The sequence below is a fragment of the Nitrospira marina genome (assembly GCF_059568365.1).
In genome coordinates this window covers 2,110,752-2,124,039 of record NZ_JCANTH010000001.1, presented here as the reverse complement: position 1 = coordinate 2,124,039, position 13,288 = coordinate 2,110,752, and the positions used below count along the sequence as shown (strand labels likewise).

Annotated in this window: 11 protein-coding genes; 1 reads left to right on the top strand and 10 read right to left on the bottom strand. The window is 48.7% G+C overall.

Going from position 1 to position 13,288, the window contains the following annotated elements; translation table 11 throughout:
- Positions 1 to 137: 137 nt before the first annotated feature.
- Positions 138 to 1,136, bottom strand: a complete 999-nt coding sequence (locus LX98_RS08665; RefSeq protein ID WP_496428521.1) for an L-histidine N(alpha)-methyltransferase — start codon at positions 1,134 to 1,136, stop codon at positions 138 to 140.
- 112 nt (positions 1,137 to 1,248) lie between these two features.
- Between LX98_RS08665 and LX98_RS08660 the strand changes: the two genes are divergently transcribed.
- Positions 1,249 to 2,310: an iron-containing redox enzyme family protein gene (locus LX98_RS08660; RefSeq protein ID WP_496428520.1), complete on the top strand. Its 1,062-nt coding sequence runs from the start codon at positions 1,249 to 1,251 to the stop codon at positions 2,308 to 2,310.
- A gap of 268 nt (positions 2,311 to 2,578) precedes the next feature.
- Here the strand turns inward: LX98_RS08660 and LX98_RS08655 are convergent, their stop codons facing one another.
- From LX98_RS08655 to LX98_RS08615, 9 genes are all read right to left on the bottom strand, one after another.
- On the bottom strand, positions 2,579 to 3,595 hold the full coding sequence (locus LX98_RS08655) for a M48 family metalloprotease (protein WP_496428519.1): 1,017 nt from the start codon (positions 3,593 to 3,595) through the stop codon (positions 2,579 to 2,581).
- Positions 3,596 to 3,598: 3 nt separating this feature from the next.
- Entirely contained in the window at positions 3,599 to 4,114 is a 516-nt protein-coding gene (locus tag LX98_RS08650) for an SH3 domain-containing protein (protein ID WP_496428518.1), read from the bottom strand.
- Positions 4,115 to 4,196: 82 nt separating this feature from the next.
- Complete coding sequence (locus LX98_RS08645) at positions 4,197 to 5,894, bottom strand: CHASE2 domain-containing protein (RefSeq protein ID WP_496428517.1); 1,698 nt, start codon at positions 5,892 to 5,894, stop codon at positions 4,197 to 4,199.
- Positions 5,895 to 6,397: 503 nt separating this feature from the next.
- Positions 6,398 to 8,068, bottom strand: a complete 1,671-nt coding sequence (locus LX98_RS08640) for a SulP family inorganic anion transporter (protein ID WP_496428516.1) — start codon at positions 8,066 to 8,068, stop codon at positions 6,398 to 6,400.
- 310 nt (positions 8,069 to 8,378) lie between these two features.
- Positions 8,379 to 9,068 (bottom strand): LuxR C-terminal-related transcriptional regulator, encoded by a 690-nt coding sequence (locus LX98_RS08635; protein ID WP_496428515.1) that lies wholly within the window; start codon positions 9,066 to 9,068, stop codon positions 8,379 to 8,381.
- Positions 9,065 to 10,963 (bottom strand): ATP-binding protein, encoded by a 1,899-nt coding sequence (locus tag LX98_RS08630; protein ID WP_496428514.1) that lies wholly within the window; start codon positions 10,961 to 10,963, stop codon positions 9,065 to 9,067. Before LX98_RS08630 ends, LX98_RS08635 begins: the two co-directional genes overlap by 4 nt.
- Before the next feature lie 248 nt (positions 10,964 to 11,211).
- Positions 11,212 to 11,868 carry a riboflavin synthase gene (locus LX98_RS08625; RefSeq protein WP_496428513.1) on the bottom strand — a complete coding sequence of 219 codons (657 nt, stop codon included), beginning with the start codon at positions 11,866 to 11,868 and terminating at the stop codon, positions 11,212 to 11,214.
- Between the two features lie 15 nt (positions 11,869 to 11,883).
- Positions 11,884 to 12,015 (bottom strand): hypothetical protein, encoded by a 132-nt coding sequence (locus LX98_RS08620; RefSeq protein ID WP_312641523.1) that lies wholly within the window; start codon positions 12,013 to 12,015, stop codon positions 11,884 to 11,886.
- Positions 12,016 to 12,055: 40 nt separating this feature from the next.
- Entirely contained in the window at positions 12,056 to 13,243 is a 1,188-nt protein-coding gene (locus tag LX98_RS08615; protein ID WP_496428512.1) for an MFS transporter, read from the bottom strand.
- Positions 13,244 to 13,288 lie beyond the last annotated feature (45 nt).

The following is a 13,288-nucleotide window of genomic DNA, read 5'->3' as shown; positions in this document are numbered from 1 at the left end:
ATAGAAATACTTGGCGTCGCACTTCATGACAAGGGGCTAGGTTGTCTTCATCCGCAAAGAACGCAATAATCTCACAGAGCCCCACGACATGACATCCCACCGACCGCCCTCTCGTCAATGAGGTTAAACTGTCCGACCTATTTCTTCACTTCCCAGATCGAGTTCACAAAGTGGTTGTTGGTATCAAACAGATGCGTCACGATCCGGCACCCATTCTTTTCAGCCAACATTTCAATTTCTGATTGAGTGTACTTATAGGAGTGCTCGGTTTGCATCGGTTCCCATGCCTCAAAGTGAAACTTCTTATCCAACGCCTCGACGAAGACAACTTGCTCAAGGGTACTGTAAACAAAACTTTCGACCGCATGGGACTGTGGATTATATTGTCCCTGCTGGACATACCGTTCTTTCACAAAATTGGCCCCTAGTTTCTGATTGAGAACATCAAGGAGATGCAAGTTGAATCGTTCGAAGACTCCTGTTGAATCATTGTAGGCTGCATACAGGGTCTTCGGATGTTTCATGAGATCGAACCCGATCATGAGATAGTCCCCTTCATTCAAACTTTCCCGCAGCTTTCCAATAAACTGCTCGGCCGCCGATAACTCAAAATTTCCAATGGTCGAACCCAAGAAGAGCACAAAGTTTCGGACCCTCGATTGCTCACCAATCGCACGGAGTCCATCAAAATAATCGGCGGCCAGTCCTGTGACCGACATAGCCCCCCCTCCAAATTGCGACTCGAGAGAAGCCAAGAGTGTCTTGATCGCGCCCTCGGAAATATCAATCGGCACATACTCGAATGTCAGCCGGTTCTGTAAGCAATGCTGAAGAAGAATTTGAGTTTTCCCTCCATCGCCGGCCCCCAATTCAATGACCCTAAACGCCTGGTTCCCGAGGAGATCAGTGATCGCCTGTTTCTGATTTTGGAAAATCTCATATTCACATTGTGCGGGATGATAGCCTTCTAGTTTGGTGATTTCGTTAAAGATTTGGCTGCCTCGATCATCGAAGATCAGCCACGATGGCAGACATTTCGGTCTGCTCGACAGTCCTTTCAGCACAGTTTGAGCGAACAGGTCATCAGACGACGGTGCTGCAGCTCCCGATCGGAGATTGTGAAATTGAAATGACATCGTTTTCCTTTTCCCATGGTGAGAATGATTGGTGTTTGCTCCCCCTGCTCAGGCTTGCTAGAATGTATTTGCCCATTCTTTATACATTCTTTTCATTTTTTTATCCTCCCTGATGAGCGTTTTTTCCGTTCAAAATATTTCGGAGCTCGAATACTGCCAGGCCCATGAAGTGTTGACGCACTTCATTCAGCAGGAGGACCTGGATCAGTATGTCTCCCTCAGACCCAAGTGCCTGAATCTGTTCGAGCATGTGTTAGGTCTGGCGATGGTGGAAGCCTACGAGGACCAGCCTTCATCTTCTACGGCACACCTGTTTCTCCAGCAGATTCTCTATCGAATCAACCGATTGAAACTGTTTTGGTATGACGACCTTGAGAATTACACCAATGAGGATTCTACATTTCTCCTCTCCGTCCGGAGAAAGATTGAAACGGCGTGGCAGGCATGGGAGGCTCAACATATCGATGTCTCTCTCCTAAAGGGACTGGACATCGAGGCAGCACTTCGGGAACGCGCGGCAGAAGATCTTACCCCGGAACTCTCCCAGGCCGGGATCTTCTATCGCAACGATATGTCGAAGGAGGGATACCGTCAATTATTAGCCATCGCCTCTCTAGATGGCCTGGTGGAGGCGAGCCAATTGTCACGGGTGATTGGCGGCGTCGGGAATGAAATCCAATCCATGCTCACGAAGATCCTCTTTGAGGAGTATGGAGGAGCCAAATTAGAAAGAAAGCATACCTCATTTTTTTCGGCGATGCTGATCGAATTGGGTATGGACCCCACGCCTGAAACCTACTTCGACATCGTTCCATGGGAAGTCCTCGCCAACATCAATCACAGTTTTACCGTTTCTGAACGCAAGAGATTTTTCTTGCGGTATATAGGCAGCCTTCTCTACTTTGAAATCTCAGTCCCTGGAGCATTTCAGCATTATAAAATCGCAGGAGAACGGCTTGGCCTTAGCGAAAAAGCGATCGGCTACTGGGATATCCACATCAAAGAGGACCTACGGCACGGTCAATGGATGTTGAACGAAGTCGCCCTTCCCCTCATCACCCGCTATCAAGATAGCGCGTGGGAAATCGTAATGGGCTATGATCAGCAACGATCACTCAGCAGGCGCGCCGGTCTGGCAATCGCCAATTCCGTTCAACAAGCAGAGAAGGTCTGATCGTATCTCCTGCTTGTCCCCTCTGTTACCCCTGCCCAACGGGAACAATGCCACATTTTAAGAGGATCTAACTGAAGATCAACAAGGCATTCTCCCCGTAACCCAGGGCAAAACCGAAGTGAGGCTGGATTCAAGAATCCCACCCGTTTACGTTTCTGCTCATAAAATTGATTGACGTCGAGTTGTCCATGAAAAGTTATAACTTGGCCAACTCAGATGGCTGATCAGAGCTAATACGCGCAGTAAGGGTTGACTCCATTCGATTTGATTATTTTTCTAATGTATAAAATCGGTCTTTCACGATTTTGCCGTCGGAATATTTATCAAAGTTCTCTCCCATGGAGGCTCCGAGTTCTGCCAATCTCGTATCGGGATGAGGGTGGGTCTTAAACAGCAAGGCGACGCTACTGTCATTGAGACCAGCATGACCAATTTCCTGCAACACCATGGGCAGGCCATATGAGTCATAGCCGGCCCTGGTAGCCAACACCACTCCAATCCTGTCGGCCTGATATTCGGCATCTTTATCCAATCCGCGAGCCATCACTTCTGCCCCACTCCCAATAAGATTATTCACGGCCTGCTTCGCTTGTTCATTTTTCATTTTACCGAGTTTTTGAGAAAACAAGCCTCTTCCCATATCAATCGCCTGACTTTGTTTAATGATGGTTAGATGATGCTGTTTGACAACATGACCAATCTCATGTCCAAGGACTCCAGCCAATTCCGCTTCCGAATGAAGTTGGTGATACAAACCTTTGGTCAGAAAAATGAACCCACCCGGCGCAGCAAAGGCATTGATATCGTCGGAATCAATCACTCCAAAATACCAATCAAGGTCGGTTCTTCCACTCTGTAAACTGAGCCACTTTCCAACGTGATTGACATACCGTTGCAAGCGGTCATCCTTGACCAGGGGCGCAGCCCCAAGCAATCGTCCGGAAATCTCTTGACCGATGGCTATTTCCTCTTCTGTGGAAGTCCCTTTGACCAGGTCGGTCAGGTCTGTCAGCGAAGGAGTTTTCTTGCCCGTCTTTTTTTGGGGAGTACTTTCTTGTGTTTTTCCGGTGGTGGTTTCATCCGGCTGCCCTAATTGTTTGAGTGCATCACCCAAATCAAATGCATGAGTGATGGTTGCCAAGCCGAAGATTACCAGTGGCAGAATTAATGTACGCAGAACGAATCCTTTCAAGTTTGCACTTGCCTGTTGATTGAGAAACACCAGAGGAACAGGCCGAAAAAATCGAGAGAGTATATTTTTCTTCATATTATGCTGATTGCTCATGTGTTAATTCCCGTCTGTCGTCTGTAGGAACGGAACTTTTTGTACTTGTAACCCTGCCTGATTGGCAAAAGCTTGTGCTTGTTTCTTTGAAGTCCGATAAGTTTTCAGTGTCTGTAATTCATGTTCATTAAATTCGGCCTCCTTTAATTCCTCTTCATCTAATCCGCGAACTCCCGTAGCGGCCACAACATTTCCACTACCAGCTCTCCCAGTGGCCAAACCCAATACTCCTGAGGCTTCCGTCGCCGCGGAGGCCTTTTCCGCAGAGCCCCCCCGTCGAATATAGAGCATTCGAACCCATCCGGTTTTATCTTTACGGGACACCTCCAGCCATCCACCTTTTCTTCTCAGAATCTCCACGGGGTCGCCTTCCTTTAACGATAGCACTTCTCGGGCATCTTTAAATGGTTCGCTCATGAGCTGGCACGCTCTAACGGCCACACCAGGATCCGAAGCTTTTCCCTCTGCGGGAAAAACTCCAATAATGACTATTGTCAGGAAGGCTAACCAGTTCATCATCACAGTCCTCCTTCTAGCGTCAAACAGACACGGCGGTTCCGGGTGCAACACGGAATGGGTTTTGGGCCTTTCGGGTAAAGGATCAAGATGGTATCTCAACCGGCTGCTCTTTGAGATTGACCATAGCTTTTATCACTAAATGTTGCCACGCCTCCAGTCTCGATTCTTCATTTCCATAGGTTAACGGACCTTGGCACCATCCGAGCTTACATCCTATTCTATCATTCTCACAGATGCTGCGAACCACTTCTCGAACCAGGGAAACCGTTTGTTCACCCGATTCTTCCACCTCCCATGGCTTCGTTTTCACAAGATTTTCGACCCAATAAATAAGAAACATATTCTGAAAGGCTTTTTCAATGCCGGCAGGTTTTCGGGAGAAGGCTTCTATCGTAAACCCAACCTTTTTGCCATACAGGCCACGCTTCAGCAGGGTCAAAAATCTCCCTTCCGGGATTTCCTCCAAACTCTCCGGTTGAACCACCACCACCACGGTATATTGCCATCCGTCCACCCCCTCTTCCACATTGAGCCAAACATATTTTTCCATGATCGTGGCTTCGGCATAGGCATAGACCCGCGCGAGAGAAAAATAGATCAAGCCGGCGGTGATGGGTGCCGTTAAATCAAGATAATAAGTGGTAAGATTCAAACTCGCGAAAGTAAACGCCATCAAACCTACTTGCGAACCGGCAAACACCATATCAATGGCTTTGCGTTTGACTCCGGTCAAAAACGCCAAGGCTGTGATCCAGATGAGCCCAAGGGCCAGTGCGGTAAAGAGCCAGGGGTTTTTGGCCTGGGTAATCCAATCTCCGTTTTTGATATTCCCAATCGCCGTGGCCAAAATTTCCACACCGGGATGAATCTTCTCCATGGGAGTGGGCTTGGTGTCGAACAGGGCCGAGGCTGTAGACCCGATGATCACAATTTTGTCAGTGAATTCATCCGAAGCCCGCTGTTTATCTCTCCTCAAAAAATCGTCAAAGACGGCACTAAAGCGAACCGATTTGAAGGCCCCGAATTTTCCACGCCAGTTTAAAAACACATCTGAATCATTCGGTAGTCTCCACCCTAGCGTCTCCCCGATTTTCGCAGGCAGGGAAGGGACACGCCATCCAAAATGATCACGATAGATGGGGTATTGACGAACAATGCCATCCCGATCCGGATAGACATTGTTGGTCCCCACTCTTCCACTCTGAATAATGCCGGTGAAGGAGGGCAGAACCAGGGCAATCCCTTTCTCCTCCTGTGACTCCCCATGAACGGGTTCTATCCCGGGAATCATGGAAGGCGTCACCTTGCTAAGTTCATCGTTCGTTGGGGACAACCGCATCATAGGGAAAAATGTATTTTCTGAATCACTGACGACGTCATTGAAGTAGGAATCTGATTCTTTATTAAACACATCAGGATCACTAAATAAAATATCAAATACCACGGCAGAGGGCCTTTGCTCCTGTAGCATTTCCAGAAATTCTGCAAAGACCTGACGGGGCCAGGGCCACCGGCCATATTCTTGAGCCATGGCCTCCAAACTGGCCTCGTCAATATCCACAATCACAATGTCGGGGTCGGCTTTGTGAAACAGGACCCGGTTTTTCATGATCACATCAAATGTCTTCAGTTTCATTCCGCGAATCAGTTCGAACGAGCCGGCATCCAATACCACAAGGATGCTACAAAAAATCGCCAAATAGAGATAAAACCGACCTTGCGATTTCGTCACATAGCGATATCCCACCTGAATGAGTTTTTCAACAGAAAGATTCATCATTTCCTGAATAAAACCATGAACTGGGGGCTGGCCTGAACGGCTTTTATCTGAAGGCAACAAAGACGTGGGCTAATAAAAACCAAAACAAAACCCGCAGGGGCCATCAGGTGGGTGAGATTGGAAACGTTCAAGTAGAAATGTTAGCCAACAACTGAGGAAATGTACAGGGGAAATAAAAGGCAGAATAGTTAATGATTGGTCCTTTGAATTTCTATCCAACCTATTCACTTCTCTTTTTGGATTCTTAAAAGTGATTCGCGCACCATTTCATGCCGATTTCCTTCGATTTCCGGACTGAGCTGGGTGTTCATCGGTGGCTTTGGGCCCGTTGCTGCTCGGGCTCTGATCTTTTCAGGAAAATGAATAAGGACTATATCGATTTCCCGAGTCAAAAAATTCTATTTGCTAGTTTTGCATCCTTCCCTAGGTAATCAGATAACCCCGAAGCCCCCCTTCCGTGGCCAAGGCGTTTCAACACGATGGGGAACAGACAGAATATTTGGTCATGCACGTTGCACACCGGAGAGTTCATCTGTGGGTGAAAAATTATGTTCTTGATCGGCATGACGCAAGGCATCCAAACGAAGGTCGTACCGTTGTTCAGGTCCAATGTGATCCAACACCCCTAAGCCTTCCAGAACTTTAAGGACTCCCGGTTTAATTCCAACAAAGTATAGATTCTGGCGATGTGCCTGAACCATGCGAAGCATATCTTCAACCGCAAGGGCGGCAGTTCCGTCAATGGCTGAGACATCCGACAAATCGAGTACGACATGGGTAAAGTTGTTGAAGCCTTTTAGCGACTCTAGGCGTCTCACCATAGTTTTTGCCGAACCAAAACTCATCGGGCCATCGACATGAATCAGGACAATTCGACCGTTATTGCGTTCAAGAATGGTTTTTTCTTCAGGATGAAATGGGATCTCCTGTGTAGGCTCACTAATGACCCGTAAATTGGCCAACTCAAGTTCGGCCATCCGTTTTACAAATAAAAGACTCGCCAGGACGATTCCCACGCCAACAGCCGAGATTAGATCCACAAGAACCGTAATAATCAGCACCACCCCCATGATCAGCACATCGGTTCGTGGGGCCTTGACCAGATGTCGGACAAGCCTCCAATCAATGATATCCAGCCCCACTTTGAATAAAATCCCGGCCAACACGGCCAAAGGAATCTGTTCCGCTAACGGCCCCAGCCCCAGCAATGTGGCCAATAACACCAAGGACATGAGAATTCCCGATATGGGCGTTCGGCCGCCACTTCGAATATTGGCCACAGACCGCATTGTCGCGCCCGCTCCCGGAAGGCCACCAAAAAGACCGGCCACCAAATTGCCAACTCCCTGGCCAATCAATTCTTGATTCGAATCATGTTGGGTACGGGTCATGTTGTCACACACCAATGAGGTGAGCAGACTATCAATACTTCCAAGGAGAGCCAACACCACCGCCCCCTCTATCATTACGAGAAACACACTGGTCTCCATATCGGGGATGATAAAAGACGGAAATCCTTCCGGAACACTTCCAATCACTGGTGCAAGAGGGAAAAAGAAATAGGCCCCCAATGTGCCTGCACATAGGGCCAGAAGTTGGGGAGGAATCAATTGACTCATTCGTACCGGTGTCAGATACATGATCGCAATAGTCAGGAGCCCCAGAACTGTCGCTTGGGGGAAAGGATTGGATAAAAATTCCGGAATGGCTAACAGATTGGCATAAATTCCTTCCGCTTTGGCTTCGAATCCAACAAGCGGTCCAATCTGCAAAATAAGAATAATGCATCCAATCCCGCTCATGAACCCAGAAATCACCGGATAGGGAACAAGGGCAATATAATGCCCGAATCCGAGCAATCCGAAAAGAATTTGTAACCCCCCACCCATGATCACCACGGTAAATGCGAGGGCTGGATTGTCAGAGAATTGAACCAGAATTCCAGCCATCACAACCGTCATAGGACCTGTGGGGCCGGAACATTGCGCAGGGGTCCCTCCGAATATGGATGCGAACAATCCGACAAGGATGGCGCCATAGAGTCCGGCAATTGCACCGGCCCCTGAGGCCACTCCAAAAGCAAGGGCTAATGGTAGTGCGACCACAGCCGCTACCACCCCACCGTAGATATCTCCTCGAAGATTATTAAAATGCAGTCCATGAATCATGGGCATCGTCTCTTTTACTCCTTTATGGATGAAATTCCTCGACACTATGACTTTTGGCAAATGACTTTTGGCAAATCAGGCGACCTGCCTACTGCCGTGTTTTATGTCTGGGATGCATTGGAGAAAAAAATGATCATCGTCTTTGCGATAGATTAGCCTTCACCGTGCCTGTTGATTAAAGAAATATTGGCGAAAATGGTAGAAAAGAGTTATGAGATTGAGTGTTGTGCTCTTACTGGATAAATTAACGGAAATTCGGATGAAATGGCAGAGGGGAAAACCTGACAAAACCATACGAGGCTGATTGGAACATTGCTCAATCGGGGAAAAAGGTGGGGGTTGAGAGAGAATTTCCGGACGTCAGCACACCACAGCTCAGAGCAAACTGCACAAGATCGGCACGGCTACGAAGACCGAGTTTTTCCATAACCCTTGCACGATACGTTTCAACCGATTTGACACTAATCCCCAATCGGTCGGCAATGTGCTGATTGGTAAACCCTTGTGCGACCAGACCGAAAATCTCACGCTCTCTCGGACTGAGTTCTCCCAGCAATCCAGGGGCCCTGTCGGCAAGCCTTTTCTTAGGAGCACCGGGGAGATCCTGCCCCACCCCTACAGTCCAATCCACAAAGGTCTTTCCTTGGGCAACGGTACGGATTGCTGTCAATAATTCGGTATCGGCCGCACTCTTGACGACATACCCCGAAGCGCCGGCAGCTAATGACCCGCGAACGTAGCCGCTTTCGGTGTGCATGGTCAGAACAAGAATATTTCCGGAAGGACAGCATTTTTTCAGTTCGCCGATTGTGTCCATATGCATATGACCCTGCATGGCCAGATCCATTAAGATGACATGAGGCAACAGATCTTGAACGGCCTCAATGGCGGAGGCGGCGCCTCCGGATTCACCCACGACTTCCATATCCGATTGCCCATTAATCAAAAGACGCAATCCCGATCGGAGGACTGCGTGATCATCGACGATAAAAATCCGAATTTTCATGCCCCCTCTCCTTTTAAGGGGATGTTGACATAGATGGTGGTTCCGGTTCCGGCAGATGATTCAATGGAAATCGAACCATTGAGCAACAGGGTTCGCTCCCGCATCCCATGCAGGCCAAGATGCGCACCTGCCGCAGCCTTCCGAACAATCGCCTGCGCGTCAAATCCCTGACCATTGTCTTCCACAATAAGTCGAATCTGTGCCGGATTTTGCTGTAGAAGTATCGACACGGTGGTGGCCTTGGCATATTTGCCGATATTCGTCAACGCTTCCTGAACAATGCGATACAACGCGGTCTCCACTGCGGGAGCAAGTCGGTTCTTACTTTGCCAATTTTGCGCCACATCCACCTCTATCCCATAGGTCGAACTAAATTCGGCCCCATAGCGGGCGATGGCTTCCTCTAGTCCAAAATCATCCAGTACGCTTGGACGTAGACCTTTTGCCAGTCGCTGAACCTCCTGCAGTGTCGTACTCGTAATCTTTCGAAGATCAATCACCCGTGCTCCCATTCCATCTGAACGTGCCTCATTCTCAGCCGCCCGAAGTCCAACCAGAAGAGAAGTCAGAGATTGGCCAATTTCATCATGTAATTCCCGACTGATTCGACGCCGCTCGTCTTCTTGAGCCGTCATGATTTTGTCTAACAGATGGCTATGAAGCGCCTCAGCTTCTTGAAGTTTTTGGTAGGCCAAGGCATTCTGAATGGCAATAGAGGCCACCTGCGAAACCCCAATCATGGTTTGCTGATCAAAATGTGTAAAGCCACTGGCCTTTTCTTTGTTATGGACTTCAATACATCCCAAAAGCGTATCCTTGGCATCGAGAATTGGAATGCTTAAGGCTGAGTGAATATCAAAGGCTTGACGAAAATCCTGCTCAATCTGTCTGTCCTCCTGCGCTTGATTCGTGAGATAGGCCGTCTTATGCAGGAGAAGCCAGCCGGGTAATCCCTGCCCCGCAGACCAGGAACGATGACAGAGTTTTATTGTCCGACCTTGAATATATTTTTCACATGTTAACATTTCCCCGGAAGCCAACCCGGCAAATCCGGCATGGGCCTGAACCAGTTGAATGGCTTCTGTCACCAATTCGTCCAGGAGCGTTTCCAGTACGAAAGTGGAATTCAATTTTTCACTCAGACGAAGCAGGGCTCGAATAACATCTTCTTCCTGCTTTCGCTTGGTGAGATCCCCCATCACTGCGGCAAACCCATGAAGTTGATCATGTTCATCACGTAAGACGGTGAGGCCCACATGCCCCCAAAACCTCGACCCGTTTTTGCGGACCAACCATTCCTCTTTCATGACACTCCCCGAAACTTTACCCTCAATCAGAAAATTGGTTGGTTCGCCGGAGTCAATAACCAAGGGTGCATATAACAGGCTATGAGGCCGACCTAGAACCTCTCCCGTGGAATAGCCGAAAATATGTGCCGCACCGGCATTCCAACTGGCGACTTTCCCTTCCGGATCCAGCATCACAATTCCATAATCCTTGATGCTTTCGGCGACCAAACCAAATCGATCCTCACTCGTTTGAAGAGCTTCCATCGCCCGCCTTCGTTGGAGCGCCAACAGGGTAATGGCCCAAATACCGGCGATACAAAAGGCTCTGTTGATGATGGGAAAACGGAATGGCCAACTCAATGATGAAGGAGCCCCATCCGAGGTGAATGTAAGGGCAAAGCCTATGATCGTGAGAGCGGTGCATCCAATGGCCACAACATATACCATCCTTCGTGGCAAACGTTGTGTCGCAAAGAACACCACCCCTGTATACAACATTTCTTCCGCAAATCCCCTCGGGAGCAGGAGATCAAACGTGAAAACCCCACCAGCCAGGATAAGGGTTAAGAAAAAATCTTTGGTGTTGTATAATTTGCTTGAATACATAAGGAGAAAAACCCGTTCTCCTCATTGATTGACGATTGCAGTAAATGCCTGAGTGGGAATCTACCTGGTTCGTGGACGATCGATGGCACTACAACAACCACACCAGGCGCAAATGATTTCGTAGAGTTGAACGATACCCCATAACGTTGCGGGAATGATGATAACAAAGAGCGTGACGACGGCAAATAATCGCCATAGAGGATGTTTGGGTTTTGCTGGAAAAGGTTGTGACATGGAATGTGAAAAAACTAGAGCAGCCCTCGTTTTTCAAGATAATCTCGATTGATCACTGTGGCGGGTTTTGGCGGGAGAGCCCCGCTTGATTGCAACAAGCGTTCAACATACTTTCCAATTAAGTCGGATTCCAAATTGACCGTGTCCCCTATTTGCTTAAGACCCATGGTGGTTACTTTGGCAGTATGCGGAATGATGGCTACGGCAATAGAACGATCCGACACGGCATTGATGGTCAAACTAATTCCGTCCACGGTAATTGAGCCTTTCGGCACACAATACCGGATAATTTCCTCTGGAGCTTCAATGGTCAGTTGAATGGAATTTCCATCCTGCTGCCGAGCACGCAACAGACCAATGCCATCGATATGGCCTGTGACCAGATGTCCCCCCATTCGGGCATTGAGTTTCATGGCACGCTCCAAATTGACCGGAGTCCCGACAGTAATGGTTCCTAACGTCGTGCAGTTCAATGTTTCGGTGGACACATCCACCGTAAAACCCGTGTCGTTCACGTGGCTTGCCGTCAAACAGGCACCCGCCACACTAATACTATCCCCCAGTTTGAGATCTTCTAAAGTCAGCGAAGCCAAAATGGAAAATTTTGCACCCGCTAAACCTTTATCTATTCCCTGAATCGCACCGATTTCTTCAACAATCCCGCTAAACATGTCCCACCTATTTGGTTATTGGATATCGCTGTCTTTTTTTAAGAGAACATTTTTCACGACCACGATAAAGACCACCACTAAGATCACGACCCCGATGGCCGCCACAATCCCGATGATGAGATCTCCGGTTCCCATTTCTTCATTCATGGCGTTCGACTCCTTTGCCTTCCCTTCAGGAAAAAACCCATTATAGCACAACTGGTTTTTTGATCCCCATCATTGTGACACCAAAAAATGCCGCCGTCAGTAGTAAGAGGAACCCAATACAGAAAAACCCTCCTCCATAGCCCAAGGCATGGATGAGTAGGCCGGCCAGGAGTGGTCCGCCTGCATGTCCGATATCCATAATGGTTCCCCGTAATCCCATCCCCGCTCCCAGATCTTTTCCTTCTGAATAATCAGCAACCAGGGCTGTGGTCGAAGACGTCACCACCGCTTCGCCAAATCCAAACACTCCGGCGACCACTAATAAGAGGACATATCCTTGGATCTGGGGAATACACATGACCATGAGGCCGCACAGGCAAAGCCCTCCAAAAATCAGCGGCTGCCTGGCCCCACGATCAGAAATTCTTCCCATCACGGGTTTGGCAATAAACGAAGTCAACGCCTGCACTCCAAACAAAACTCCGATTTCGGCGGCGTTTAATCCGATGGTCAATCCATACAGCGGCAAAAATGCCATCAGTGTGCCGTTGCCCATCATCTTGGCAGCTTCCACGCTACTCGTAATGAGAATGGGGGGAATCTGGCAGACTCGACGGAGGCCTTCGCGCATCTCCTTCCATAGTGCCGGGACGGAATATTGGTGGACCCGTGAGGGGGTGGGCGTCTGGGGAATCAACCAGAAGAAGACCAAAGCGAACATCCCAAATAATCCGGCTAAAAAAAACGTGGGGGCAAATCCATATTGATAGACGATAGCCCCCCCAATCATTGGACCAAGCAGGCCACCACCCTGGGTTGCCGAGGTGTACCAACCAAAAGCCTCCCCCCGCCGTTTCGCAAAGAGCTCTGCTACCATCGCTAAGGCCAGCGGCGTAAACATTGCGGTCGCTAATCCATGAAACAATCTGAGCATTCCTAACGTCCAGAGATCCGCGGTAAGCGGATAAAAAAAAGGCGGAATTGCAAAGGCCAACACTCCTCCCAACATCAACCGTCTTCGATTGATCTGGTCGGAGAGCAATCCTATCGGAAGCTTGAGTACGATGCCGGTTACTGTTGAGACAGCCACTAAGAGGCCGACAAGAAATGGGCCTGCTCCAAGGCTTTCCACAAACAGAGCCAAGGCCGGTCGACGCACCATGTCATAACTGACAAAACTACAAAAACCGACGAGACAAAGACTAATAAATGTCTTTGAATTTTTCATGCTAGAGACCAGACGAATAGGAGAGCCGGTGAGAAAAAACTGTCA